The organism is Enterobacter sp. DVT3837, from assembly GCF_056238685.1.
Genome location: NZ_JBWDLA010000002.1, coordinates 1 through 26,978 on the forward strand (window position 1 = coordinate 1; position 26,978 = coordinate 26,978).

General features: G+C 52.3%; 24 protein-coding genes, 1 tRNA gene and 3 pseudogenes. 11 read left to right on the forward strand and 17 right to left on the reverse strand.

Features of this window, described 5'->3' with window-relative positions; genetic code table 11:
* Positions 1-161: 161 nt before the first annotated feature.
* On the reverse strand, positions 162-401 hold the full coding sequence (locus AC0XWG_RS14915; RefSeq protein WP_257246922.1) for a DinI family protein: 240 nt from the start codon (positions 399-401) through the stop codon (positions 162-164).
* 99 nt (positions 402-500) lie between these two features.
* On the opposite strand from AC0XWG_RS14915, the gene AC0XWG_RS14920 reads away from it, so the two are divergent.
* Both AC0XWG_RS14920 and AC0XWG_RS14925 read left to right on the forward strand, forming a co-directional pair.
* Positions 501-740: a hypothetical protein gene (locus AC0XWG_RS14920; protein WP_023325685.1), complete on the forward strand. Its 240-nt coding sequence runs from the start codon at positions 501-503 to the stop codon at positions 738-740.
* Complete coding sequence (locus AC0XWG_RS14925) at positions 740-1,060, forward strand: hypothetical protein (RefSeq protein ID WP_049015053.1); 321 nt, start codon at positions 740-742, stop codon at positions 1,058-1,060. The genes AC0XWG_RS14920 and AC0XWG_RS14925 overlap by 1 nt, the downstream gene beginning before the upstream one ends.
* Positions 1,061-1,165: 105 nt before the next feature.
* Here AC0XWG_RS14925 and AC0XWG_RS14930 read toward each other — a convergent pair.
* The 3 genes from AC0XWG_RS14930 to AC0XWG_RS14940 form a co-directional block, all read right to left on the reverse strand.
* Positions 1,166-1,242, reverse strand: a tRNA-Pro gene (locus AC0XWG_RS14930).
* 72 nt (positions 1,243-1,314) lie between these two features.
* On the reverse strand, positions 1,315-3,075 hold the full coding sequence (yejM, locus tag AC0XWG_RS14935; protein ID WP_028016283.1) for an LPS biosynthesis-modulating metalloenzyme YejM: 1,761 nt from the start codon (positions 3,073-3,075) through the stop codon (positions 1,315-1,317).
* Between the two features lie 19 nt (positions 3,076-3,094).
* Positions 3,095-3,322: a YejL family protein gene (locus tag AC0XWG_RS14940; protein ID WP_014884596.1), complete on the reverse strand. Its 228-nt coding sequence runs from the start codon at positions 3,320-3,322 to the stop codon at positions 3,095-3,097.
* Between the two features lie 134 nt (positions 3,323-3,456).
* Between AC0XWG_RS14940 and yejK the strand changes: the two genes are divergently transcribed.
* A complete protein-coding gene (gene yejK, locus AC0XWG_RS14945) occupies positions 3,457-4,464 on the forward strand; it encodes a nucleoid-associated protein YejK (protein ID WP_028016284.1) in 1,008 nt (335 codons plus the stop codon).
* A 50-nt stretch (positions 4,465-4,514) separates the two neighbouring features.
* On the opposite strand, the gene rplY is transcribed toward yejK, so the two are convergent.
* Positions 4,515-4,799 carry a 50S ribosomal protein L25 gene (gene rplY / locus AC0XWG_RS14950; RefSeq protein ID WP_023312497.1) on the reverse strand — a complete coding sequence of 95 codons (285 nt, stop codon included), beginning with the start codon at positions 4,797-4,799 and terminating at the stop codon, positions 4,515-4,517.
* Between the two features lie 125 nt (positions 4,800-4,924).
* On the reverse strand, positions 4,925-6,685 hold the full coding sequence (gene radD, locus AC0XWG_RS14955; protein ID WP_128347426.1) for a DNA repair helicase RadD: 1,761 nt from the start codon (positions 6,683-6,685) through the stop codon (positions 4,925-4,927).
* A 151-nt stretch (positions 6,686-6,836) separates the two neighbouring features.
* Between radD and rsuA the strand changes: the two genes are divergently transcribed.
* From rsuA to AC0XWG_RS14970, 3 genes are all read left to right on the forward strand, one after another.
* Complete coding sequence (gene rsuA, locus AC0XWG_RS14960) at positions 6,837-7,544, forward strand: 16S rRNA pseudouridine(516) synthase RsuA (protein ID WP_028016286.1); 708 nt, start codon at positions 6,837-6,839, stop codon at positions 7,542-7,544.
* 15 nt (positions 7,545-7,559) lie between these two features.
* A complete protein-coding gene (locus tag AC0XWG_RS14965) occupies positions 7,560-8,756 on the forward strand; it encodes a Bcr/CflA family multidrug efflux MFS transporter (protein ID WP_108090810.1) in 1,197 nt (398 codons plus the stop codon).
* 279 nt (positions 8,757-9,035) lie between these two features.
* Positions 9,036-9,380, forward strand: coding sequence for a YejG family protein (locus tag AC0XWG_RS14970; protein ID WP_028016288.1), 345 nt, complete (start codon positions 9,036-9,038; stop codon positions 9,378-9,380).
* 3 nt (positions 9,381-9,383) lie between these two features.
* Here AC0XWG_RS14970 and yejF read toward each other — a convergent pair whose 3' ends face one another.
* The 9 genes from yejF to AC0XWG_RS15015 all read right to left on the reverse strand — a co-directional run bounded on the left by yejF (position 9,384) and on the right by AC0XWG_RS15015 (position 20,976).
* The gene (yejF, locus tag AC0XWG_RS14975) at positions 9,384-10,973 is read right to left on the reverse strand and encodes a microcin C ABC transporter ATP-binding protein YejF (RefSeq protein WP_128347427.1); all 1,590 of its coding nucleotides are present in this window, start codon (positions 10,971-10,973) and stop codon (positions 9,384-9,386) included.
* 1 nt (position 10,974) lies between these two features.
* Positions 10,975-12,000, reverse strand: coding sequence for an ABC transporter permease (locus AC0XWG_RS14980; RefSeq protein ID WP_028016290.1), 1,026 nt, complete (start codon positions 11,998-12,000; stop codon positions 10,975-10,977).
* Positions 12,000-13,094 (reverse strand): microcin C ABC transporter permease YejB, encoded by a 1,095-nt coding sequence (locus AC0XWG_RS14985; protein WP_028016291.1) that lies wholly within the window; start codon positions 13,092-13,094, stop codon positions 12,000-12,002. Before AC0XWG_RS14985 ends, AC0XWG_RS14980 begins: the two co-directional genes overlap by 1 nt.
* 9 nt (positions 13,095-13,103) lie before the next feature.
* Positions 13,104-14,909, reverse strand: a complete 1,806-nt coding sequence (locus AC0XWG_RS14990; RefSeq protein WP_049008187.1) for an extracellular solute-binding protein — start codon at positions 14,907-14,909, stop codon at positions 13,104-13,106.
* Between the two features lie 74 nt (positions 14,910-14,983).
* Positions 14,984-16,540, reverse strand: coding sequence for a cyclic di-GMP phosphodiesterase (locus tag AC0XWG_RS14995; RefSeq protein WP_108090807.1), 1,557 nt, complete (start codon positions 16,538-16,540; stop codon positions 14,984-14,986).
* Between the two features lie 127 nt (positions 16,541-16,667).
* Complete coding sequence (gene mepS / locus AC0XWG_RS15000) at positions 16,668-17,237, reverse strand: bifunctional murein DD-endopeptidase/murein LD-carboxypeptidase (RefSeq protein WP_008500946.1); 570 nt, start codon at positions 17,235-17,237, stop codon at positions 16,668-16,670.
* Positions 17,238-17,652: 415 nt separating this feature from the next.
* A complete protein-coding gene (locus AC0XWG_RS15005) occupies positions 17,653-18,366 on the reverse strand; it encodes a phosphatase PAP2 family protein (RefSeq protein WP_128347428.1) in 714 nt (237 codons plus the stop codon).
* Between the two features lie 33 nt (positions 18,367-18,399).
* The gene (locus tag AC0XWG_RS15010; RefSeq protein WP_128347429.1) at positions 18,400-19,386 is read right to left on the reverse strand and encodes a CobW family GTP-binding protein; all 987 of its coding nucleotides are present in this window, start codon (positions 19,384-19,386) and stop codon (positions 18,400-18,402) included.
* A 123-nt stretch (positions 19,387-19,509) separates the two neighbouring features.
* Positions 19,510-20,976: a mannitol dehydrogenase family protein gene (locus AC0XWG_RS15015; RefSeq protein WP_206616240.1), complete on the reverse strand. Its 1,467-nt coding sequence runs from the start codon at positions 20,974-20,976 to the stop codon at positions 19,510-19,512.
* A gap of 205 nt (positions 20,977-21,181) precedes the next feature.
* On the opposite strand from AC0XWG_RS15015, the gene uxuA reads away from it, so the two are divergent.
* Positions 21,182-22,372 (forward strand): mannonate dehydratase, encoded by a 1,191-nt coding sequence (gene uxuA / locus AC0XWG_RS15020; protein ID WP_475680782.1) that lies wholly within the window; start codon positions 21,182-21,184, stop codon positions 22,370-22,372.
* Between the two features lie 34 nt (positions 22,373-22,406).
* Here uxuA and yeiP read toward each other — a convergent pair whose 3' ends face one another.
* The gene (yeiP, locus tag AC0XWG_RS15025; RefSeq protein WP_008500940.1) at positions 22,407-22,979 is read right to left on the reverse strand and encodes an elongation factor P-like protein YeiP; all 573 of its coding nucleotides are present in this window, start codon (positions 22,977-22,979) and stop codon (positions 22,407-22,409) included.
* Between the two features lie 164 nt (positions 22,980-23,143).
* Here yeiP and AC0XWG_RS15030 point away from each other — a divergent pair.
* Positions 23,144-23,227: pseudogene (locus AC0XWG_RS15030) on the forward strand (YkgJ family cysteine cluster protein); the annotation flags it as partial.
* Positions 23,228-23,262: 35 nt separating this feature from the next.
* On the opposite strand, the gene AC0XWG_RS15035 reads toward AC0XWG_RS15030, so the two are convergent.
* Complete coding sequence (locus tag AC0XWG_RS15035; protein WP_241178936.1) at positions 23,263-24,030, reverse strand: hypothetical protein; 768 nt, start codon at positions 24,028-24,030, stop codon at positions 23,263-23,265.
* Positions 24,031-24,140: 110 nt separating this feature from the next.
* Between AC0XWG_RS15035 and AC0XWG_RS15040 the strand changes: the two are divergent.
* From AC0XWG_RS15040 to AC0XWG_RS15050, 3 genes and pseudogenes are all read left to right on the forward strand, one after another.
* A pseudogene (locus tag AC0XWG_RS15040) lies at positions 24,141-24,383 on the forward strand (transposase); the annotation flags it as partial.
* 230 nt (positions 24,384-24,613) lie between these two features.
* Positions 24,614-25,954: an IS110 family RNA-guided transposase gene (locus tag AC0XWG_RS15045; protein ID WP_008786676.1), complete on the forward strand. Its 1,341-nt coding sequence runs from the start codon at positions 24,614-24,616 to the stop codon at positions 25,952-25,954.
* A 21-nt stretch (positions 25,955-25,975) separates the two neighbouring features.
* A pseudogene (locus AC0XWG_RS15050) lies at positions 25,976-26,875 on the forward strand (IS3 family transposase); the annotation flags it as partial.
* Positions 26,876-26,978 lie beyond the last annotated feature (103 nt).

Genomic DNA, 26,978 nt, shown 5'->3' on the forward strand with positions numbered 1-26,978 from the left:
TAAAGAGTTATTGAATGCTGTTGAATCAGATCAAGATTCGTGAGAAACCGCAGCAACGTTAATAAAAACCGAGCTGCGGGTGACTGCCGGTTGTTCATGCCTAAGCAATCGGCGGGCATAATACGTTAGTGTTTTTTAAAGTCCAGTCCAGAAAGTTGTAGTTATTCAGATACAAGCCACATATCGGCTTCTTCAAACATTTCCTCCAGCATGCGGTTCAGTTTTTCCCGATCGCTTTTGCTGGCATCACTATTCAGGCCGTTTGCCTGCATCGGCTTCACTTTCACTTCGGCATCAGGGAAGATCTGGTGCACTCGCTTCGTCAGCTCTGCCAGGATAATCTCTCTGGCTCCTTCAAGTCCCTCAACATTTCGCTTGTCATAAACCAGTTCAACAAACATAACGATCCTCTTAAAAGTGAAAATTGCCTGTGCTTGATCTGTTTTTATAAAAATACTACTGTATATGCATACAGTCAATGAGCGAGTGAGGGTGCGTTTATGCCTCGTCAACCGGATATTCGTGCTGCTTTTATTGCGGCCATACAGCAAAACCCGAAGGGCTATCTCTGCCTGCATACAGACAAATTCATCGCTGAACTGCAGGAAAGGAACTGGCATTTCAGCCAGGCAGATGCAAATTCATGGATCGAGCGATACCAGCCGGACTTCGCCGATAAGACGACAAACGGAAGCGAGAACCGATACTGGATCCTGCGTAACATGGGGAGGGTTTTCTAATGGGATTTCCATCGCCAGCCATGGATTACCAAGAGCAGCGCATGACGATAGATGTTATCTGTGGTGTAGATAACAACTGCCGGGTTATTGAAACTTCATGCGGCTGGGCCGTTATTAACGTCAGTCTGAAGCCAGAAGGAGGGGATACGTTGCTGGTTAGCATGGACGGGAGAAACCAGTTTGTGAAGCTAATGGGTCAGGCACTGATAACGGAAGAGGGTGAGGCGATCGAAGGAGAAGCCTTGAATGATGTTACGGTGCACGGCGTTCTTACACATACACTTAACCAAGTTAAAGACGATAAATCGCCTGTAATGTAGCGTGTAAATGTCGGGGGTTATTCCCCCATTTTTCCCCAATGATTCCCCGCACAAATTTTAAACATGAAAAAACCAACCATAAGAGGCTGGTTTTCAAAGTATTTTTGGTCGGCACGAGAGGATTTGAACCTCCGACCCCCGACACCCCATGACGGTGCGCTACCAGGCTGCGCTACGTGCCGACGCATGAAAAGAATACTACTCGATTCCGTTTTGAATGCAAGGGAATCTATCGCTAACTGGTTTATTATTAATCAGTTAGCGATGAAGCGCTTCTCATCCGTCAGGACCTGCAGCAGCAGGCTTAACTGCGGTTTCTGGTCTTTCAACCGCTCGCCCTGCAGGTTGTACGTCTGATAATTCCCGTTGCTGTTCAGCACCAGCGTCAGCTTAGGCGTGGTCACCACCAGTGTGTTATTCCCGGCAGCCGTAACCCAGTTATGGCGGCGCGTGGCACTGAAGAGATCCTGCCCCTGTGAATACTCGTTTGCTGGCGTGCTGACATGCAGCAGGCGTTGCATCAGGGTGGTCATCACATCTTTATGCTCGGTAAGCATAGTAATGCGCTGAGCCGGCGTGCCAGGCCAATGGATCACCAGCGGAACCTGAAGATTCGGGCGAGACCAACTCATACCCTTCGTCTCGTCACCCAGCGGGACGCCATGGCCAGCGGTCACGATCACCACGGTATTATCCAGTTTGCCTGACTCACGCAGCGCCTCAAGCACTCGGCCTATCTGCGCATCCACATCGCCAGCCGCGCGGCTGTAGCGGCGCGCAAAGTCATTCTTATTGCTGTTAGCGAGCGTTGTGCCGTTAAAGGCAACCCACGAGAACCAGCGGTTATCTTCCTGGGCGTATCGTTGCAGCCAGTTTATCCATTGGCTGGCGGTCTGCGCATCAGACTGATTTTGTGCCGCCGGCAGGGAGAAATCAGACAGCAACGCCTGGCGGTAAAGCGGGCTGTTAAAGCCATCAGAGGAGAACAACCCTAACTGATACCCTTGCTGATTCAGCCCGGTGATCAGTGCCGCAGGCGTACGGGCAGACAGCACGCCGTCCATGTATCCAGCTGAGATGCCATAGAACAGCCCAAAGATACCCGCATCTGTAGAATTACCAGAGCTCATATGCTGGGTGAACGTGACGTTTTGACTCGCGAAATCGGCCAGCGCAGGCATCTGCTTCTCATAACGGGAATAGTTCAGGCCATCGACGGTGATCAGCAAGACGTTTTGCCCGCGACCCATATCGCGATAGTGCAGATCGCTCAGAGGATACTGAACGCTGACTGCTTCCGGATTACCCTGTTCGACCAGACGGCGCTGGTACTCCTGCGCGTCAAGCAGACCGTGTTTTTCGAGGAAACGACGGGCGGTCATTGGATACGAGAGCGGCAGGTTAGCGCGCTGCATGGTAATAGGGCGATAGAAGTTCGCATCCGCCCAGATATACATAATATGCGAGCTGATAAATGAGACAAAAAAGAGCGCGGCGACGGGCTTGGCATAATGCCGCCGCCGGGTCAGGCTGCGAAGTTTTTGCCAGCTCCAGGTGGCAAACAGCATCTCAATCAACAGGATCACCGGGACGCTGATAAACATCAGCTGCCAGTCACGGGCCGTTTCATTCTGGTCGGGGTTAATCACCAGTTCCCAGACGATGGGATTGAGATGCAGGTGGAAGCGGGTGAACACTTCGCTGTCGATAAGCAGTAGTGTCATCCCCACCGTCGCAAGGATGGCGGACAAGAACCGCATCAGACGCTGCGACATGACGATAAACGTCAGAGGGAACAGGATCAGCAGATAGGTGGCGAAAACCAAAAAGCTAAAGTGACCCACAACGCTCATCCAGGAGTAGATACGCCCGGTTAGCGTTGTTGGCCAGTCTGCGACAAACAGATAACGACAGCCAATGACCGTCGCCAGCAGAATGTTGAACAGGGCAAACCAGTGCCCCCAGCTGACCATCTGGGAGACTTTTTCACGGTAGCGCTGACGATTCGTCACCATAAACTGTTGTTCGTATCCCTTAATGGGCCTGGTCGTTGCTGACGGATGACTGTAAAGCCTGGGCGAAAGATTTGGCGATCGCCTGACGCTGAGCCGGAGCAACGCTGGTATTAATCAGGTTGGTGACCATATTTCCCAAAACCATCAGGGAGAGATCGGTCGGCGTTTTATGTTTTTCCAGTACGTTAACCAGCTCACTGAGCAGCTGTTCAACGTGTTCATCACTGTAGCGGGAATGTTGTGGCATAAATCAAAATCAGTTTGTTGATGAAAGGGCAACATATTACCGTAGCAACAGCTTTTTTTCCCCTTTTTTATCTGTTGTTGCACACATGCCCTGGTGGTGGTTGAATACCGCCCGGTCTAAAAGGAGAGTTTATCATGAGTCTGGAAATCAACCAGATTGCCTTGCACCAGCTTATCAAGCGTGATGAGCAAACCCTTGAAGTGGTGCTGCGCGATTCGTTACTGGAACCCACGCCTACTGTTGTAGAGATGATGGCGGAGTTACACCGTGTCTACAGCGCTAAAAATAAAGCCTATGGCCTGTTCAGTGAAGAGAGCGAACTGGCTGATAGCCTGCGTCTGCAACGTCAGGGCGAAGAAGATTTTCTGGCGTTTAGCCGCGCCGCGACCGGACGTCTGCGCGACGAGCTGGCGAAATATCCCTTCGCCGACGGCGGGATTGTGCTGTTCTGCCACTACCGCTATCTGGCCGTAGAGTATCTGCTGGTTACCGTACTGAATAACTTAAGCAGCATGCGCGTGAACGAACAGCTGGATATTAGCTCAACGCATTATCTGGATATTAACCATGCGGATATCGTGGCGCGTATTGATTTGACCGAGTGGGAAACCAACCCGGAGTCGACTCGCTACTTGACTTTCCTGAAGGGGCGCGTGGGCCGCAAAGTGGCGGATTTCTTTATGGACTTCCTCGGCGCCAGCGAAGGCCTGAACGCCAAAGCGCAGAACAAAGGGCTGCTCCAGGCGGTTGATGACTTCACGGCAGAAGCGCAGCTCGATAAATCTGAGCGCCAGAACGTGCGCCAGCAGGTCTATAGCTACTGCAACGAACAGCTGCAGGCGGGGGAAGAGATTGAGCTGGAGTCGCTGTCAAAAGAGCTGGCGGGCGTCAGCGAAGTCAGCTTCCAGGAGTTCACCGCGGATAAAGGCTATGAGCTTGAAGAGAGCTTCCCGGCGGATCGCAGTACGCTGCGTCAGTTAACCAAGTTTGCCGGCAGTGGCGGCGGGTTAACCATTAACTTTGATGCGATGTTGCTGGGAGAACGCATTTTCTGGGATCCTGCCACCGATACGCTGACCATTAAAGGAACGCCGCCGAACCTGCGCGATCAGCTTCAGCGCCGTACTTCTGGCGGTAAATAGCAGGCACAAAAAACCCCGCAGAAGCGGGGTTTTTCTCGACGAGTTTGCGATTACGCGCGAACGAAGTCGATGTGAGTCAGTTTTGGCTTGAACGCGTGACGCTGAACAGCCTGAACTTTCACTTTTTCTTCTTTACCGCCAACAACGATGGTCAGAACTTCGCTGTAGAATTCAGCTTTGGTCTGCAGGTTCCACAGTTTGTCGTGATCCAGTTCGATTGCAACTGGAGCAGCTTCGCCACCGTAAACGATAGCCGGGAACTTGTTAGCGTTACGCAGGCGGCGGCTCGCACCCTTACCCTGCACGTTACGTACTTCTGCTTCGATAGTAAACATTGATTTCTCTCTGTATTTAAAACCCTACTACAGGCGACCCAGCAGCAGGTGAGTGTTCTGCCTCACGGATGTGAAGCGGGCGGCATTTTATACTCAAATGCTCCTCACATCAATGAAAAGTCCCGTTAACCGCGCAATTCGTTGGCGCGACGAAAGCGACCTTCATAGTCAAAGACCTTCTCACGGACCTGCCAGAACTGGCCTTTCTTGCGAGCAACAACAAAATCCGGATGGCGCAGTAACGACTGCTGGTGCACGATATCGTCCACGGTTATCCAGCGCAGAGGAACACCTGGCGTACGGGTGTGCGGGCGAATAAAGAGTTGCTCGAAGGCCGTGCGTTGAGCGGGAGTTTGTACCCTGAAACGCTCACTGACGTCCGCCCCGTCCTCATCGTAGTAGGTGATTTTTAACCACTCGCCTTTTTCATCCGCACCGGGCTGTAGTGCCATGCCTGAGCAGCGGAGCACCAATGCATCTTTTAACTTCAGTGCCGCTTTTAACATGTCGTCAGGATCGACCAGTACCGTGTCACATTCCCGGCAGCGGCGTGCGGCAATGTCATTTTCGGCGTTGCATTGTGGGCAGTTCTTGAAGCGGAAACGGAAATCGCACTGCTCGCGATGCCCTTCGTCATCTTCAAACCAGCCCTGACAGCGGCGGCCAAAATGCTCAATTAGCGTGCCGTCGGCGGTGGTTTTACCCCAGAAGGTGTTGGCAAAACCACAGGCAGGACAAAAAACCTGTACCGGCACGTTGTCGCTTTTTCCTTTTGGCGCGCCGACCTCAGGCGTATAGAGATCGTGCGGGTTACCGGCATAATCCAGAATCAGACAGTCGGTTTTACCCGGCGCCAGACGCAGGCCGCGGCCAACAATTTGCTGATACAGACTGACCGATTCGGTCGGGCGCAAAATAGCGATCAGGTCGACGTGCGGGGCGTCAAAGCCGGTGGTCAGTACCGACACGTTAACCAGATAGCGGAACTGCTGGGCTTTAAAGGCGTCAATCAGGCTGTCGCGCTCAGGGCCTGGGGTCTCGCCAGTGATTAATGCCGCGTCGCCGGAGGGCAGTAACCCGGTAATTTCTCGTGCGTGCTCAACGGTGGCGGCGAAGATCATCACTCCTTTGCGCGTCGCGGCGAACTCCTCAATCTGGCTGATGATATGCGGCGTAATGCGCTTTTGCTTTTTCAGCTCCTGGTTAAGATCCGCTTCGCTGAACAACCCGTTGCTCTGTGCCTGCAGACGGCTGAAATCGTACTGCACCACCGGCATATCCAGGCGTTCAGGCGGCGTCAGGTAACCGTGTTTAATCATGTAGCGCAGCGGAAGCTCGTAGATGCAGTCGCTAAACAGGGCCTTGTCATCGCCGCGCACCATGCCGTGATAATGGTAACGATAGATCCAGCCTTTCCCCAGACGAAACGGGGTCGCCGTCAGGCCCAGCAGGCGCAGGTGTGGGTTCACTTCTTTCAGGTGTGTCAGGATTTGCTGATACTGGCTGCCGTCGTCATCGCTGATGCGGTGACACTCGTCAACAATCAGCAGCGAAAATTCGCTGCGAAACAGATCCAGATTGCGGGCCACCGACTGCACGCTGCCAAAGACCACTTTACCGTGGCTCTCTTTACGCTTTAGCCCGGCGGCGAAAATGTCGGCTTTCAGCCCGAGTGCGCAATATTTGGCATGGTTTTGCGCGACCAGTTCTTTGACGTGCGCCAGCACCAGCACACGACCGCGGGCCAGACGTGCCAGTTCGGCGATGACCAGGCTCTTGCCTGCACCGGTTGGAAGCACAATAGCCGCAGGTTCACGATGTTTACGGAACCACGCGAGGGTGGCATCAACGGCTTCCTGCTGATAGGGACGAAGTGTAAAAGTCATGGGGTCTCGGTTTCATTATTCCGCACATAGTATGCCACGAAACTTTTTCCCTTGAGTGGCGCAACCAGACCATTATACTGAACCGTTCCAGACTGCTTCTTTTTCGGACGTACTGTTCGACTTCCAGCACCATTAAGGCTAAAAAGATTTCATGCGACTTGATAAGTTTATCGCTCAGCAACTCGGCGTAAGCCGCGCTATTGCCGGGCGTGAAATTCGCGCCAGCCGCGTTACCGTGGACGGCGACATTGTGAGAGACAGCGCTTTCAAACTGCAACCGGACCATCAGGTTGAGTATGACGGCAATCCGCTGACCCAGCAGCATGGCCCACGCTATTTCATGCTCAACAAGCCGGAAGGCTATGTCTGTTCAACGGACGATCCGGATCACCCGACAGTACTCTATTTCCTCGACGAACCGGTGGCGCACAAGCTGCATGCCGCTGGTCGCCTGGATATCGACACCACCGGACTGGTACTGATGACTGACGACGGGCAGTGGTCGCACCGTATTACCTCTCCGCGCCATCATTGCGAGAAAACCTATCTGGTGACGCTGGAGTCTCCGGTAGCGGATGACACGGCAGAGCAATTCGCCAAAGGCGTTCAGCTGCATAATGAGAAAGATCTCACCAAACCCGCCGTCCTTGAGGTGATCACCCCGACCGAAGTTCGCTTGACCATCAGCGAAGGGCGCTATCATCAGGTAAAACGGATGTTTGCTGCAGTGGGGAACCACGTTGTCGGCTTGCATCGTGAGCGGATTGGTGCGATTGAACTCGATCACGACCTGGCGCCAGGCGAATACCGCCCGTTAACGGAAGAAGAGATCGCCAGCGTCGGTCTGCCTTCGCATTAATCTCAGGAGAACTCTGTGACCACCAGGCCACACTCGTCGTTCAAAATTGTCTTCATTCTTGGCCTGCTGGCCATGTTGATGCCGCTGTCGATTGATATGTATCTGCCTGCACTGCCGGTTATTGCCGCGCAGTTTGGCGTACCGGCAGGCAGCGCACAGATGACACTCAGCACCTATATACTCGGTTTTGCCCTCGGCCAGCTGTTTTATGGCCCGATGGCGGATAGCCTGGGACGCAAGCCTGTTATTCTGGGTGGGACGTTGGTCTTTGCGGCCGCGGCAGTTGCCTGTGCGCTGGCTCAGACCATCGATCATCTGATTATCATGCGCTTCTTCCACGGTCTGGCGGCGGCAGCGGCAAGCGTGGTGATTAACGCCCTGATGCGCGATATCTACCCGAAAGAAGAGTTCTCCCGCATGATGTCGTTCGTGATGCTGGTGACGACGATTGCGCCGCTGGTGGCCCCGATGGCGGGTGGTGCGGTGCTGGTGTGGTTTAGCTGGCATGCGATTTTCTGGATCCTGGCGCTGGCCGCGCTGCTGGCCTCCGCGATGATTTTCTTCTTTATTGATGAAACGCTTCCCGTCGAGCGCCGCCAGAAATTCCACATCCGCACCACAATAGGTAACTTCGCCTCACTGTTTCGCCACAAGCGCGTGCTCAGCTATATGTTGGCAAGCGGGTTCAGCTTTGCCGGGATGTTCTCCTTCCTGAGCGCCGGGCCGTTTGTCTACATCGAACTGAACCACGTTTCGCCGCAGCACTTCGGCTATTACTTTGCGCTTAACATCGTCTTCCTGTTCATCATGACCATCATCAACAGCCGTTTTGTCCGGCGGGTGGGGGCGCTGAACATGTTCCGCGCCGGGCTGTGGATCCAGTTTGTGATGGCGATCTGGCTGGTGGTGAGCGCGTTTCTGGGCGTGGGCTTCTGGGCGCTGGTAGTGGGTGTGGCGGCTTTTGTCGGCTGCGTGTCGATGGTATCGTCGAATGCGATGGCGGTGATCCTCGATGAATTCCCACATATGGCGGGAACAGCATCGTCACTGGCAGGAACGTTCCGCTTTGGTATTGGGGCGATTGTCGGGGCGTTGCTTTCTATGGCTACCTTTACGACGGCCTGGCCGATGTTATGGGCGATGGCTTTTTGCGCAACCAGCTCCATACTCTTCTATCTTTACGCCAGTCGACCGCGAAAAACGGCTCACTAAAGCACAAAAAAGGCCCTACAGGGCCTTTTTTGTTGATACATATCAACCAAACCCACGTTCACACACCCGGCGTTTGTTTCTTTTATGTAAAATCTATTTATGTAAAAAGTCACATCATTGTATTCAAAAAGGTTGAGTTAGATCGCAGAAACGGGTACATATAGCGCCGACGCAAGCCTGGATTCCTATAAAAAAGCGCTGAATAGTGCAGGTTAGCGATGATGTGTTACTATAAATGTAAATAAATTGTGAAGTAAATTTTGCTTCCGGGGAACGAACGTGAATACATTACAACTCTCCATTGTCCATCGCTTGCCCCAGAGCTATCGCTGGTCAGCGGGTTTTGCAGGTTTGAAAGTTGAACCGATTCCGCAAAGTGCCGCGGACTGCGATAATTGTCTGGTTGCGCTCAAATTGCTTAGCCCGAGCGACGAAAACGCATGGCCGGTTATGGAACGCTTAAGCCAGGCGTTGACGGATATCGAAGTAGACAGCTCTGTACTGGAGTGCGAAGGTGAGCCGTGCCTGTTTGTTAAAAGCCAGGATGAGTTTGCCGCGACCTGCCGTCTGAAAAATTTTGGCGTTGCTATTGCGGAGCCTTTCTCTGGCCAGTATCCATTCTGAGCGCTAGTCTGCTGAAAGCAGCTGGCGCGTGTAACTCTGCGTTGGCGCAGTAAATACGCGCTGGCACTCCCCCTGTTCGACCACTTCTCCCTGTCGCAACACAATCACCTGATGGCATAGCGCCCGAACCACCTGTAAATCATGGCTGATAAAGATATAGGCCAGCCGGTGTTTTTCCTGTAACCCCTTGAGCAGTTTCAGGATCTGCGCCTGGACGGTTCTGTCCAGCGAAGACGTCGGTTCATCCAGAATAATCAGTTCCGGTTTCAGGATCAGCGCACGGGCAATAGCGATACGCTGACGCTGCCCGCCGGAGAATTCTGCCGGATAGCGGTGACGGGTATCGGGATCTAAGCCCACTTCGTTCATGACCCGCATGACCTCCTGTTCCCGTTGTTGGGCATTCAGGCTGGGCTGATGAACACGCAGACCCTCTTCAACGATCTGTAACACGCTGAGCCGTGGGTTAAGCGAGGAGTTGGGGTCCTGAAATACCACCTGCATACGGGGGCGTACCGGGAGCATCTGGCGTCGGTTCCACCGATGCAGCGGCATATTGTCAAAGAGGATCTCGCCCTGAGAAGCGATTAAACGCAGCAGCGCCAGGCCGGTGGTGCTTTTACCCGAACCGGATTCACCTACCAGTCCCAGAGATTCCCCCGGGCGCAGAGAGAAGCGGATATTTTTCAACACCGGATTCTGGTCGACGACGCGCCGCAGAATTCCTTTGCGAATGGGAAACGAGACGGACAAATCCTCAACACGCAACAGCGGTACGCTGTCAGCTGACAGAGGAACCGGGTCGCCAGAGGGCTCACTGTCGAGCAGACGCTGGGTATACGGGTGTTGTGGCGCGTTTAACAGCGTGGATGCGATATTCTGCTCGACACATCGCCCGTTTTGCATCACCGCAACGCTGTCGGCCAACTTTTTCACAATACTCAGGTTGTGCGTGATAAACAGCAAACTCATGTTCAGCTCGTCACGCAACTCGCGCAGCAGCGTCAAAATTTGCGCCTGCACCGTCACGTCCAGTGCCGTTGTAGGTTCATCAGCAATTAACAGTTCGGGGCGCGTGAGCAGGGCCATGGCAATCATCACGCGCTGGCGCTCGCCGCCGGAGAGCTGGTGCGGAAAATCATTCAGCCGTTTGGCTGCATTGCGTATGCCGGTTCGTTCAAGGCAGTCCAGAATTTCCCCGCGTGCGGCTTCTTTGCGCATACCTCGGTGTAGGGACAGGACTTCATAGAGCTGTTTTTCCAGGCTATGAAGGGGGTTAAGAGAAACCATCGGTTCCTGGAAAATCATGGCAATCTTATTACCGCGGATTGCGCGCAAGGTATGTTCGTCAGCATGCAACAGCGAGTTGCCGTGAAAAAGAATGTCGCCTTGCGGGTAACTCACGGGCGGAGAGGGCAGCAGACGCAGGATGGAGAGAGCTGAGACGCTCTTGCCTGAACCTGACTCACCCACCAGCGCCAACGTTTCACCGCGCTGGATCTGGAGTGACAGGTCGGTGACGACGGTACGCATCTCACCCTGTGTTGAAAAAGCAATCGACAGGTTATCAATACTGAGAAGGGGCTGCGTCATCTTATACCGCCTTATTAGGATCGAAGGCATCGCGCACGGCTTCGCCAATAAAAATCAGCAACGAAAGCAGCACGGCCACAGAAAGAAAGGCGGTAATACCCAGCCACGGCGCCTGCAGGTTGTTCTTGCCCTGTAACAGCAACTCGCCGAGCGACGGGGAACCCAGTGGTAACCCGAAGCCAAGAAAATCCAGCGAGGTGAGGGTGGTGATGGAGCTGCACAGAATAAACGGCAGGAAGGTAAGCGTGGCCACCACGGCGTTAGGCAGCATATGGCGGAAAATAATCCCGCGGTCGCTCACGCCCAGCGCCTGCGCGGCGCGAATATAGTCGAAGTTGCGGGTGCGCAGAAATTCCGCCCGCACGACACCCACCAGCGCCATCCAGCCGAAGAGTACGGTGATACCTAACAGCCACCAGAAGTTTGGCTGTACCACACTCGAAAGCAGGATGATCAGAAACAGCGTCGGCATGCCTGACCAGACTTCAATAACACGCTGGCCCCACAGGTCTATTTTTCCACCGTAATAGCCCTGAACCGCGCCGGCCACGACCCCCATCACACTGGAAAAAAGCGTCAGCATAAGTCCAAAGAGGAGCGATATCCGTGTGCCATAAAGGATGCGCGCCAGGACATCGCCACCGTTGGCATCCGTTCCCAGCCAGTTTTGCGCGGAGGGTGGGGAAGGGAAGGGCGTTGTGGTGGCAAAGTTAATGCTGTTTGCGCCAAAACGCACCGGTGCCCAGATAGCCCAGCCATGTTGCTCAATTTGCTGGCGAAGCCACGGGTCCTGATACTCCGCAGGCGTTGCAAACGGGCCACCAAAATCGCTTTCACTGTAATTAGCGAGAACCGGTACATACCAGCGGTCGTTAAAATGCACCAGCAAAGGCTTGTCGTTGGCAATCAACTCAGAGCACATGCTTAAAATAAACAACACGGCAAAAATCCACAGTGACCAGTAGCCGCGGCGGTTGTGGCGAAAACGGGCCCAGCGGGCCTGGTTTACGGGGCTTAAACGCGACATTAGCGGCCCTCAAAATCAATTCGGGGATCAACCAGCGTATAGCTGATATCACTGACGATATTCAGCAGCAGGCCAATCAGGGTGAAAATGTAGAGTGTGCCAAACATCACCGGATAATCGCGCGAGACGGTGGCTTCATAGCCCAGCAGGCCCAGACCGTTGAGTGAGAACATCACCTCGATCAGCAGTGAACCGGTAAAAAACATACTGATGAACGTGGCAGGAAATCCGGCAATGACCAGCAGCATGGCGTTGCGGAATACGTGCTTCCACATAATCTGCTTCTCGCTTACGCCCTTGGCGCGGGCCGTGACGACGTACTGTTTTCGAATTTCATCAAGAAAGGCGTTTTTGGTCAGCATGGTCAGAGCCGCAAACCCGCCAATAACCGTTGCCAGAACCGGTAGCGTGATATGCCAGAGATAGTCGGTGATTTTCTGGTACCACGGCAGGGTACTGAAATCAGCGGAGACTAACCCTCGCAGCGGAAAGATATCGAAATAACTCCCCCCGGCAAAAAAAACAATCAGCAGGACGGCAAACAGAAACGCCGGGATGGCATAACCGATGATGATGAACGTGCTACTCCAGATATCGAAACGGCTGCCGTTATAAACGGCTTTACGGATCCCGAGCGGAATCGAGACCAGGTAGATAATCAACGTTCCCCATAGCCCCAGCGTAATGGACACTGGCAGGCTTTGCTTAATCAATGTTAAGACTGATGCACTGCGAAACAGGCTATCGCCGAAATCAAAGCGAATATAGTCCCAGAGCATTTTGAAATAGCGCTCGTGAATGGGTTTGTCAAAGCCATAGCGGTGGGTGATCTCGGCGATCACTTCAGGATCCAGTCCACGCCCACCGCGATAATGACTTTCACTGATATTCCCGACGCCGGTTCGCGCATGGCTCGCGCCCATTCCTTCACCGCCGCCGCCTGGCATACCGCCGCTATTACCAAACTCGATAGCGGCAATAGCCTGATCAACCGGGCCGCCAGGCGCGATTTGCACGATAAAAAAGTTAATCGTGATGATGGCCCACAGGGTCGGGATGACCAACAGCAGACGGCGGATAAGATAGGCACCCATGATGATTCCTTAGCGTCGCTCAGCGGGGAGTCTGGCGGCTTTGTTGACGTCATACCACCAGGTATCAAAGCCCAATGAATAGACAGGGCGTACGGCAGGCACGGAGAACTTGTCCCAGCGAGCAAGACGATCTTCGCCCATATACCACATCGGCAGCATGTAGTAGTTCCAGGTTAAGACCCTGTCGAGCGCCCGCCCGAGCGGCAGGAGCTTTTCTTTATCGCCTTGCGCCGCCACTATTTTTGCAATCAGACTATCAATCGCCGGGCTTTTCACCCCCGGGGCATTATATGAGGAGTCGATGTAGCTGGAGGCCCATGAAATTTGCAGATCGGAGCTTGGCCACGGCTGTGCGGGCCACAAGCGCTGCATCATGTCGTAATCACGGCTGCGCATGCGATTGGTAATCTGCGCGTTATCAACCTGACGAATGTTCATGGTAACGCCCAGCCGCTCAAGGTTGTGCTTAAATGGCAGTACCCACTGATCGTTGCCCCCGGATGAAAGCAGCAGCTCAAAGCTGAGAGGCTTACCCGTTTTGGCATCCACACGCTTTTGATTCTTCAGGGGCCAGCCCGCGTCATCCAGCAGCTTGCTGGCTTTCAGCAGGTTGGCGCGGTCGTAGCCGTCACCGTTCGACACGGGCGGCTGAAACACCGAGGTGAACACTTCCGCGGGTACTTCCGCTTTCAGCGGTGCCAGCAGGAGCAGCTCGTCAGCTTTCGGGTAGTCGCGCGCGGCATATTCCGTGTTCTGGAAATAGCTGTTCGCACGGCTGTAGGCCCCGTAAAACAGCGCTTTGTTCATCCACTCAAAATCAAAGGCCAGGGAAATCGCTTCCCGTACCCGGCGGTCATTAAACACCGGACGCTGAATATTAAATGCCAGCCAGCGGGTGTCCTGGGCGGACTCATTTTTGTGCTCATCTTTAACGATGTAACCTTTCGCGAAATTTTTCCCGATATACCGCGTGGCCCAGTTTTTGGCGTTGCTCTCGACGCGCAGATCGAAGGCACCGGCTTTAAATGCTTCAAATGCCACGTTATCGTCGAGGTAGTAATCATAACGAAGGGTGTCGAAATTCCAGCGCCCGCGGTTAACTGGCAGGTTTGCGGCCCAGTAGTCTTTGACGCGGGAATAGACCACATATTGCCCCATGCGCCAGTCGGTAATGCGGTAAGGACCACCTGCCAGAGGGGGAGTAGAGAGCGGGTCGCTCAGTTTGTGATCTTTCCAGAACGATTGAGGCATCACCGGCAGTGAGAACAGGCTGAGCATATTCTCTTTGTTGGGTTCGCTCAGCTCGATGCGCACGGTGAGCGGCGCAATGGCTCTGACGGATGCGCCTTTGTACACGATGCGGAATTGGGGCACGCCTTCAGTCATAAATTTGTGAAAGGTGAACGCGACGTCACTGGCCTTAACCGGTGAACCATCGTGAAAACGTGCCCGAGGGTTTATCGAGATTTCAGCCCAGGCAAAGTTATCCGCGTAACGCACGTTATCGGCAATCAGTGGATAGTAGCTGCCGGGCTCATCATCAGACGTGACAAAAAGCGTATCGTAAAGTGATTCCGTTCGCGCGGCCGCCACGCCACGCAGGGCGTAGCGGTTGAAGTTGTCGAACGTTCCCGTGGCGGAAAGTGTTACCTTCCCACCTTTGGGGGCGGCTGGGTTGACGTAATCGAAATGTGTAAAATTGACCGCGTATTTCGGCTCGCCAATCACCGCGAAGGCGATATTTTCTTTGATGGCTTGCGCCTGGCTGGACAGGCTCGTGAATGCCAACATCAGCAACATAAAGCGCATAAGCATCTCGTGGCGGCTCCTTCTTTTACAAACCAGCTCAGTTAAGCTGAATAATAAGTGACGTCACGGGCAATGTGAAATTATTCACTGCCGGGCGAAACGTCAGGCCGCCAGTTGCGGAACTGATCCAGTGGCATCGGGCGGCTAATCCAGTAGCCCTGCAGGAAATTGACGCCATGCTCGCGTAGCCATGCAGCCTGTTCCGGGGTTTCCACCCCTTCGGCGACGGTCAACATATTCATTCGTCTTGCCAGCGTCAGGACTGCATCCAGCACCGGTGACGTCACGGTCTCCGTGCCTATCGCATTAACAAAACCACGATCAATCTTGAGATAGTCCATGGTGAAATGCTCAAGATAAATCAGCGCGCTGTGACCAGTACCAAAATCATCAATGGCTATCTCAAACCCTTCGTTATGCAGCCATTCGAAGAGGCTGTTGGCTTCCCGATGATTAAGCATGTCGCGCTCGGTGATTTCCAGCACGATCTGGAAGTAATCCGGCGGCAGTAACGCTTTGAAGGTGAGCATGTCTTCTTTGAAGCTTTCCGCATGCAAATGCCCAGGCGCGATGTTGATGCCGAGTTTTGCGCCCGGCGGTAGCACGGTCTGTAATACCGGCGCATCGTGAATGATGAGATCAAAAAGATGCAGCGTCAGCGGAACGATCAGCTTCTGTGCCTCTGCAAAATTGATAAAGGCGTCAGGCGGAATCTCACCCATGGTCGGGTGTTTCCAGCGCATCAACACCTCGACACCGCGCATTTTCAGCTCTTTTGCGTCCACCACAGGTTGATAGACCACATAGAATTGATCGCGCTTAATGGCGCTTAAAATCTCTTTACCCGGATTCAGCCGTATGCTGAGAATATAGTAATTGAGCGATCCGGCCGCAATGCCGCACACCAGTCCGAAGAACAGAGCGTAAAGTATTTCATCGCTGGTCCAGGCGTCCGCATACAGTTTAATGGTCAGGGGGACGTTTTTCAGCGTAGCGATGCGGCTCGGTGCTTCATCTAAATCACGCGCTTTGACCAGCTTGCTGGACATCGTCGTTAGAGCATAATCGCCAATGATGATGGCGATGCCAGCGAACTCGTCCTGGCGGGCTGTGTAGAGCAGATAAGGTGTCAGATTGATATTCACCGAGGTGAACACACCGCCATCTTTAACTAACGGGTTACGATACCAGATGGCAATCGCGGGCTTGTTGGGCAACATCGGGGTGCCTGGAAGCAACGCCATATCGATCTGCTTATTAATGTGCAGCTCGGGTATCAGCTCCTCCATCGGGACATTCATTGGACCTGTGGCGGATGAACAGAACGCAATTTTGTCCCTGACCAACAAAAAGGCGCGCACGTTGAGGCTAAATGCTGCGCGTGAAGTCAGTTCTGCATTGACGTCGTGGCAATTGTTCAGCGTGAGTGGCTGGAGGATGTCGATAGAGGTTTTTAACTCTGCGAAATAGCTCTCCATGTAGAGGTTGACATCGTTAATCAGGGTGTCGAATTTTACGTCCCGCTTGTGGTAGCTCCAGAAAAATTGCAATGAACCCAGGAGCAGGGCAGCGATCAGGCCTGTGATAATGCTGAGGATCAGTATCTTGCGATTACTGGAGAAGTAGCGGGTGAACATAGACGTTGTGGTTCCTGAATTGCCGCCGAATGTATTCAGTGTAACGGGCAAAAAAAAACACCGCCGAAGCAGTGCTTTTTTTCATCATATCGCCAGCCAAGGGATAACCAACGATACAATTTCCATATTAACTGCGGGTCAGTACGCGGCGCGCTTCGTTGTAGCGCTTTTTCCAGTACGGTTCGTTCATGCTGGAAATGGTCACACCGCTACTGGTGGAGGCATGTACAAACTGGTCATTACCAATATAGATGCCCACATGTCGACCTGTAGAACCGGCGCGGAACAGAACTAAGTCACCGGTGCGCAGTTTAGTACGTGAAATCGACTTGCCCATCTCCTGCTGTTCGTAAGTCGAACGCGGAAGATCTAACCCGAATTGCTCACGGAAAGTACGCTGTACAAAACCGGAACAATCAATACCTGTTTTCGTGCTGCCGCCAAGACGGTAACGCACGCCTTTCCAGTCAGCATACTGGTCCATAATGCGGGACTTCACGTCCAGATTACGTACCATATTTTCAAATTCATCCTGAGAGGCTTGCAGTGACGAGGAATCTTCCATTCCCACAACACGCGTCTCAGGATGCATATTCTTTGCGGTGTTCGATGTACTACATGCAGACAACAGTACCGCGACTGCTATCGCCGGGATCCCCCGTAAGATATATCTCAGAAACGGTTGAGATTTGACCATTTTGTTTATTTTCCCTTGAAGTCCTTAACGACAAATATCGTTATAAAAATGCCAAACGTGACGAGACTAATTATCTGTTCACATTGAGACAATTCTTTCTGCTCACATTTGTGGCACAGCGCACAAAATTATTAGCCAGTGAAATAATTATCTCTATGGGGCAAAACGAGTTCGAGATTAACCGATTGCCTGGGGTATTGCGAGTAAAAAAAGCCTTTTTTTTATAAGAAATTGTGATACAGAAAGTAAAAACATGGAAATGCTCAAAATACCGACAGATCCGCCACCTTATCGCGTAATTGATTCATTTTTATCATGAATGTGATGACAGGAATATGACAGTGAGAAAAGATCGCGGCAGGAGACCTGTCAGGGATCATGTCGATCCCTGATAGCTAACGTTAATTTAGGTTAGTTATTTGTTTAATTGTTGTTGCGTTTTTCCGGGAAGATAGCGATCAAACAGCGCTATTATCCCGTCGCTCAACGGTGTCATCAAACACCACGGTAGAGCAATCAGAGCAACGGAGAGCGAACCGACGGCAATATCGGTGAACCAGTGGGCGCCAATCATTACGCGTGGAAAAGCAAAAACCACAAAAATAATCAGGGCTATTGCAAAGGCTTTTTTGCCGAAATAACGAAGCATAACTGCGGAAAAAATAAGCAGCATCATGCCGTGGTCGCCAGGGAAACTGTCCTTCGAGGCATCTTTTGTTGGAATATGCAGCAACTCACTGACGCGATAAATATCGCTAAAGAAGAGCGTTGGGCTGGAGCGCTTAACCGGAATAATCGAGGTTGCCAGCTGGTTAATGACCACGGCAAACAGCAGCATCACCAGACCGATAATCATAATACGCCGACGCCCTGCTTTATCCTCTTTCAACCAGAAGGAGAGCATCAGGCAGCCCATTGCCAGCAACGAAAAACCGTCGAAGGCGCGGTTGTTGGTGATAGCTACCAGCCACAGAAAGGCATTGCTTTTCACCAGCTCCTGGTTGAAGAAGTGAAAGATTGCAGAATCCAGCGGGAACCAGAAACCATGATTCGCCGGGATATACCAGGAGAAAAAGAGCGCCAGACCGGCGACATTAAGCAGTAATATCAGGGGAAATCGAGTCGTCATAACGTTCAGCAAAGAGTGAAAACAGGGGCAACGTTAGCCGCCCAAACTTAAACGAAGCTTCAACAGGCTGGACTGCAGGGCATTCCAGTCGGCGTTAACCGCACTAATTAACTCTATTCGGCTGTCCGGCGGGGCAACATTTTGCGTTTCAATGAAGAAATCTTCACCCTGACGGTTGATCCGTACCAGTCCGTCTGGTGTGCGCATGATCCCTTTAACGCGATCGACCGGAGCAAGTCTGGCCCACTCAAGGATCCCGATGGTGTCAAAAACGGTATCTGCATCGAAGATCCATCCACAGGCCTGATACCCCTGGCCACTATTCAGATTACGACGCCAGCGCTGGTGTTCCGGCAGGCTGAGGGCAGCCAGACCCTGTTTCACCGGGTGGCTATGGGCATGCTCTGCACTGGCCGGAAGTTCCACTATGTTCAGGCGAGGAAGATCAAGCAGGGAGATATCAATCCTCCCCTGGGTGGTCTGCACTCGTTGACGATTACCCCCGAAATGTTGCCACCACGCGTCCAGCGCGGCCTGGCTTTCAGCCGTGGCGCGATCTTCTTTATTAGCAACGATAATGTCTGCTGAGGCGAGTTGATCGCGGAAGTTCTCGTTGGCTACCGCTTTATCATCCAGAAGCTGACGAGGGTCAAGCAGGCACAGGGTGGCGCGCAGATCAATCCACGGCTCGTAAACCGGTGCGGTCAGTAAATCAAGGATCTGCTTCGGGTGACCCAGCCCGGTGGGTTCAATCAGCAGGCGATCGGGTTTGCCCTGACGCAGCAGCGTATTGAGTCCTACCTGCATGGGCAAACCATTGACGCAGCACATGCATCCGCCTGGGATCTCTTTGATCATCGCGCCGCTGTCCGACAGTAATGCGCCGTCGATGCCCACTTCGCCAAATTCATTGACCAGAACGGCCCATTTCTCGGCCGGATCTTTGTTCGCCAGCAGGTGAAGAATTGAGGTGGTTTTACCGCTGCCGAGAAAACCGGTGATGAGGTTGGTTTTGGTCACGTGCGCTCCAGAAGAGAATTGTGATGCTATAACAATTATCTCTTATCCTGGCGAAAAAAGGGCGCAATGAGAAGGGGAAGGGCGAACGGAGGTCACCTCCGTTCGTGTTAAGCGCAATAATCGTTAAAGATTTAACGTTTCAATAACAGCCTGACGTGCACCGTGGCGGGCAATGCGCTGATATGCCTGGCTGACAGCTTCAACAAAAACGCTATTTTGGGCGAGATCGTGTCCAAAGACCTCGTTCAGCCCCAGCAGCGCGTTGACGCGATCGTCGTCGCTGCTGGCGTCGACAATCGCGCGGATTTTATCGCTGAGGGGATCGCGGACGTCAATTGTGTTTCCGTGTTTGTCAGTCCCGCTGACGTAGCGTATCCAGCCGGCCACGCCCAGAGCCAGCAGCAGCCACGGCGTTTTTCGCTCAAGATGGACGCGGATCCCGTCCAGCATTCTCTGGGGCAGCTTCTGGCTACCGTCCATTGCAATTTGCCAGGTACGGTGCTGCAAGGCCGGGTTAGCAAAGCGTTCAAGCAGGCTATCGGCGTATGCGGTGAGATCGACATCCTTAATGCGTAATGTGGGTGCCTGTTCATCGAGCATGAGCCGACGGGCGGCTTTGCGGAAGGCTGCGTCTTCCATACATTCATTGATATGCGCATAGCCGGCGAGATACCCGAGATAAGCCAGGAAAGAGTGGCTGCCGTTAAGCATGCGTAACTTCATCTGCTCCCACGGCAGAACATCCTGCACCATCTGGACGCCCGCCACTTCCCACGCCGGACGGCCGGCAACAAAATTATCTTCCACCACCCACTGAATAAACGGTTCGCAGCTGATGGCGCACGGATCTTCAACGCCGAGCGTTTCGGTGATTTCTGCCAGTGAGGCCTCTGTTGCAGCAGGAACAATCCTGTCGACCATGGTTCCGGGAAAACTCACGTGGCTATCAATCCACGCAGCGAGTGCCGGAGAGCGTTTTTGCGCCATTCCCAGAACGGCATTTTTCACCACATGGCCGTTGTCAGGGATATTGTCGCAAGAAAGCACGGTAAAAGCAGGTAAGCCGCGCTCACGGCGACGATGGAGCGCTTCGACAAGGATCCCCGGGGCGGAATGCGGCTCAGATGGATTTTCCAGATCGTGGATAATCCGCGGGTTTTGCAGATCCAATTTACCGGTGGCGGGATCGATGCAATAACCTTTCTCCGTGATGGTGAGCGACACAATCGCCACCTGAGGCTCACAAAATTTCTCAATAATAGCGGGCAGAGAGTCCAGCTTTGCGTTCAGGCATTCATGGACGGCACCGACGATAATTGCCTCATTTCCTTCTGCACCTTTCTCCAGAACGGTGAACAGGTGATCCTGCGCACGCAGCTGGCTCATCAGCACATCACCGCTAAAGAGGCTAATCTCACATATTCCCCAGTCGCCGCCTTTCTCATTCAGCACCCGATTTGTTAACAATGCCTGGTGCGCGCGGTGAAACGCGCCAAAGCCAAAATGGACGATGCGAGAGCGTAATTGCTGACGATCGTAGCGCGGTTGCTGAACATGGGCAGGAAGGGCGGTGGAGGCAATTGTCTTCATGAGATACACACCTGATTAACCATTAATTAACAATGCCAGTGTAAAGTTATATGACAGCAAATAAAATTGGTAAGCCGTAAATATCCCTGTTCTGTGAGTTTGATCAATCAATGCGTGGCGGTATGTTGACCCTTCATGGTAAACATGTATGGTAGTCGTCATTGCGGTAACGCATATTGGTATAACAACTTAAGAGGGTGAGGCAATGGAACAAACCTGGCGTTGGTACGGGCCGAACGATCCGGTTTCTCTTGATGATGTGCGTCAGGCTGGCGCAACGGGTGTCGTCACGGCAGTGCATCATATTCCTAACGGCCAGGTATGGCCGGTTGATGAAATTCAAAAGCGTCAGGCGCTGCTGGCAGAGAAGGGATTAACCTGGTCTGTGGTGGAAAGCATTCCGGTTCATGAAGATATCAAAACCCATTCAGGGGAGTACCAGACCTGGATTGCCAACTATCAGCAGAGTATTCGCAACCTGGCGACCTGCGGCATTGATACGGTGTGCTATAACTTCATGCCTATCCTGGACTGGACGCGCACTGACCTTGAATATCAGATGCCGGACGGTTCAAAAGCACTGCGTTTCGATCAAATTGCCTTTGCGGCATTTGAACTGCACATTCTGAAACGTCCTGGCGCCGAAGCGGATTACACCGCGGAAGAGCAACAGCAGGCGCGCGCGTGGTTTAACGCCGCCAGTGATGCTGACATCGAAAAGCTGACCCGCAATATCATTGCTGGTCTGCCAGGTGCGGAAGAGGGCTATACGCTGGAACAGTTCCGTGCACGTCTGGCGGAATATGGCGACATTGATAAGCATCAGCTTCGTGAAAACATGGCGTACTTCCTGCGCGCGATTGTGCCCGTCGCAGAAGAAGCGGGCGTTCGCCTGGCGATACATCCGGACGATCCTCCGCGTCCTATTCTCGGCCTGCCGCGTATCGTCTCGACGATTGAAGATATGCAGTGGCTGAAAGAGACGGTAGACAGCATCTACAACGGCTTTACCATGTGCACCGGCTCCTACGGCGTGCGTGCGGATAACGATCTGGTGCGGATGATTGAAACCTTCGGCGATCGTATTCACTTTACTCACCTGCGCGCGACCTGTCGTGAAGAGAACCCAAAAACCTTCCACGAGGCAGCGCACCTTGGCGGTGATGTAAATATGGTCGCGGTGGTGGATGCCATCCTGGCGGAAGAAGTACGTCGTAAGCAGGTTGGCGATGTGCGTCCTATTCCATTCCGTCCGGATCACGGGCATCAGATGCTGGACGATCTGCGTAAGAAAACGAACCCAGGTTATTCGGCAATCGGTCGTCTGAAAGGGATGGCGGAAGTGCGCGGCATAGAGCTGGCGCTGAAGATGACGAAGTATCCTGACTTGCTGTAAAAGAAAAACCCGGCGCAAAGCCGGGTTTTTTGTGTTAGTCAGCACGACCCATATAGCGTTTTTCTTCAATATGGATGCGAATTTTCTCGCCTGCAGACAGGTATTCTGGCACCTGCACAACCAGTCCAGTTGTCAGGGTTGCTGGTTTGTTGCGGGCGCTTGCAGATGCGCCTTTGATACCCGGTGCCGTTTCAACGATTTCCAGATCGACGGTCTGAGGCAGTTCCAGAGCCAGCAGCACTCCATCCCAGGTCAGAACCTGCATGTCTGGCATACCGCCTTCAGGAATAAACAGCAGCTCTTCTTCAATCTGATCTTTGGTGAAGATATACGGGGTGTAATCTTCTTTATCCATGAACACGTATTCGTTGCCGTCGATATAGGAAAAATCGACATAGCGACGGGTCAGTGTCACGGTATCAACGATATCGTCACCTTTAAAACGTTCTTCAACTTTCAGACCGGTACGCACATCGGCGAAACGCATTTTGTACAGCGTCGCTGCACCACGGGCGCTAGGTGCCTGAATATCGATATCTTTCACAATCAGCAGTTTGCCGTTGTAATTCAGTACCATACCTTTCTTAATTTCGTTCGCTCTTGGCATTGCAGTAATCCTGTATACGGAAGGTAAAAAATATCGCGCCAAATTACTCGTGCGCGGCCTTTCAGGCAAGAGGAATTCGTGGCTTTTGCTATCAATACGCAAAAGGTGTTACTGTGCGCGCGATGCCCGGCTGCGCGGGCCTTCGTCAGCGAAAGAGAGCGTTTATGGATTGTCGTCCAGATTGCGGCGCGTGCTGTACCGCACCGTCCATTTCAAGCCCCATTCCAGGAATGCCAGAGGGCAAGCCTAATAGTCAATTATTCGCAGTGTAAAAAAGACATCGCTAAGCAGAAATGACTTTTTTGCTAAGTGTTTCAATTGAATGTGAAAAGCTTTCTCCATAGCCAGTTTTAGACAGTTGTAATAACTCATTTAGTCCAGAATGACTTGTAAACGAAAGATTTTCATACAGGCATATAGGAAGTTCTGAATTGTCTTTAAATCTTCTGTCTGGGCCTCCAGACTTGTTCACATACTTCCATGTCCTTCCAACGACTATGGCATCTCCAGGTACACCTTCGCTTTCAATGAATCGACTGTCGGCAACATTAACGAATAGCTGGTTATAACCAACAGCGCCTACACCTTCACGGTCATAAACGAGAACTCTATCTGGAAAAAAATGTAATGTTTGGCGACCGACATTGATAGCAATCGTCTCAACATTTGTTTTAACAAAGGGAGGCTTTGATTTGCTGATAGAGGTTACTTTTCTGCGTAGTAAGTTACCAGCCCCTGCATGATATTTGGGATCATAAACGGCTCCAGAAGCTTCTATATGCCAAACTTTTGAGCAGCTTGCGAGCTTGGCTCCACTATCATGGAGTTGCTGGTAACATGCCATCATTTGATCATCAAAATCATAAAAAAGCACAGTAGTCTTTCTTAGCTGATCGTACATGTAAGCAAAAACAGATATTGCTACCCCTACAATAAATCCTATAGCGAGGCACCACTCAGGCCATGCTTGTGAAAAACCGTAAAGTAATAGCGCAATCGAAAGGCACATGACCAAGGGCCATATTTGTGACTTCTTACGTTTGTTGTTCAACTCTTCAAGCAGTTCTCGAGAACTTGAATCAACGATTTCCGAGATAGTGAATCGCCACGGGTTTAACAGACACCTCAGAGTCATTTAAGATGGCTTAAAGAGAGGTGCCCATGAGCGGTAAGCGTTATCCCGAAGAGTTTAAAATTGAAGCAGTCAAACAGGTTGTTGATCGTGGTTATTCTGTTTCCAGCGTGGCAACACGTCTCGATATCACCACCCACAGCCTTTACGCCTGGATAAAGAAGTACGGTCCGGATTCCTCCACTCATAAAGAACAGTCAGATGCTCAGACCGAGATCCGCCGTCTCCAGAAAGAGCTGAAGCGGGTTACTGACGAACGGGACATATTAAAAAACTGTCCATGGGTGAAACCCCGTCCTGAGTCTCAGAAACTCCCCGGAAAAGTTGGCAGGCTAATTTAGCGAAGGAAGCAGCCGTCGGCCTTTTGGTGGTATGACCCCGTAAAAAAACATGGTTCAGGGACTGTGGCGGATCCGGCAGTGGTGACTTTGATCCCGTTCAGGAAGGTGATTTCTCCGTCGTCCCCTCCTTCGTTCATCGAAAAATGAGCAAGGAGATTTCCATGAAAAAATCCTCCCGAATGTCTGTTATCCATCCTCATGCTGCGGGCGTTGATATTGGCGCTGAATTCCACGTAGTCGCCGTTCCACCGGATGCTGACGCCGAGCCGGTCAGAACTTTTCAAAGTTTCACTGGCGACCTTCATCGGATGTCCGACTGGCTCAAAACCTGTCACATTACGACCATTGCCATGGAGTCCACTGGCGTTTACTGGTTGCCTGCTTTTGAGATCCTTGAGGCTGCGGGTTTCAATGTGATCCTTGTTAATGCCAGAGACGCAAAAAATGTTCCCGGTCGCAAGACTGATGTCAATGACGCACAGTGGCTGCAGAAGCTGCATTCATTTGGCCTTCTTCGGGCCAGTTTCAGACCTGAACACGACATTTCCGTACTCAGGTCTTATTTGAGACAACGGGAACGCCTGACTGAATACCGGGCTGCTCATATCCAACATATGCAGAAGGCGTTGATGCAGATGAATGTTCAATTGCATCATGCCGTATCGGATATTACTGGCGTTACCGGTCTTTCAATCGTCAGAGCTATTGTCAGTGGTGAGCGCGATCCTTCAGTATTGATCCAGTATCGTGATGTCAGATGTAAAAAGACGCCAGAGGTTCTTCAACAGGCACTGACAGGGAACTGGCAGCCTGAACATCTTTTTGCACTTGAACAGTCGGTGGCATTTTTCGATTTTTACCAGGAAAAAATCCGTGAGTGTGATGATCAAATCGAAACTTCATTATTGCAGCTCAGCACCGGAACTGAAGAGCCTGAAGGAGTATTGCCCTCCGCCAGACATCGTACAAAACAGCCCAATCAGCTTTCCTTTGATGTCAGGCCATTACTCTGGAAAATTACCGGAGCAGACCTGACACAGATACATGGGTTCGGACCTTATCTGGCACTAAAATTCGTTGCCGAATGCGGTACTGACATGAATCGCTGGCCGGATGCGAGCCATTTTACCTCGTGGCTGTGTTTGTCCCCGGGGAATAAGATCTCCGGTGGAAAAGTACTGTCCTCGAAAACACGGCGTTCATCCAGTCGAATTGCTGCTGCACTAAGACTGGCAGCCACAACAATTGGCCGGAGCGATACAGCGCTGGGTGCTTTTTATCGTCGATTATCATCCCGTATCGGGAAAGCAAAAGCAGTCACTGCAACGGCAAGAAAACTGGCAATACTGTTCTACAATGCCCTTAAATACGGTCAGAAATATGTCGATCCTGGCGCGGATTATTATGAAGAGCGCTACCGTAATCGCGTACTCGACGGGCTTAAACGAAGGGCAAAATCACTGGGTTACTCTCTCCAGCAAGATCCCGAGTTATGCGTGTGAACCGGGAGTTTCTCAGGAAGCCGCGGCGTACTTCGCAAAACTGTCCGACTGAGGTACGCCTTTATCCGTGACAACGCCCGTTGCTGGCCTGTTCGCCTGCTCTGTCGGGTGCTGGATGTTCATCCCAGTGGCTTTTACGCATGGCTTCAGCAGCCGCATTCACAACGCCATCGGGCAGACCTGAGACTGACAGGACAGATTAAACAGTTCTGGCTGGAATCGGGATGCGTCTATGGTTATCGCAAGATCCATCTGGATCTGCGGGACAGCGGGCAACAGTGCGGAGTCAACAGAGTCTGGCGACTGATGAAACGTGTCGGGATAAAGGCTCAGGTCGGATACCAGAGCCCGCGGGCACGTAAAGGCGAGGCCAGTATCGTGTCGCCCAACAGGCTCCAGCGACAGTTCAATCCGGATGCTCCGGATGAGCGTTGGGTAACCGACATAACCTATATCAGGACCCACGAAGGCTGGCTGTATCTTGCTGTGGTTGTTGATCTGTTCTCACGCAAAATTATCGGCTGGTCCATGCAATCCCGGATGACAAAGGACATTGTCCTGAACGCACTGCTGATGGCTGTATGGCGGCGTAATCCCCAAAAACAGGTGCTGGTTCATTCGGATCAGGGCAGTCAGTACACAAGCCATGAGTGGCAGTCGTTCCTGAAATCACACGGCCTGGAGGGCAGCATGAGCCGTCGCGGTAACTGCCATGATAATGCGGTCGCAGAAAGCTTTTTCCAGTTGTTGAAACGCGAACGGATAAAGAAAAAGATCTACGGAACGCGGGAAGAAGCCCGCAGTGATATTTTTGATTACATCGAAATGTTTTATAACAGTAAGCGTCGGCATGGTTCTAGCGATCAGATGTCACCGACAGAATATGAAAACCAGTATTATCAACGGCTCGGAAGTGTCTAGATTATCCGTGGCGATTCAATTTCAGTGCTCAGTTTACCACTACATCTAAATCGCTGTTACGGCCTGCGGTTGCTGCCTCGACTACTTTATCTTTTCCTAGTCA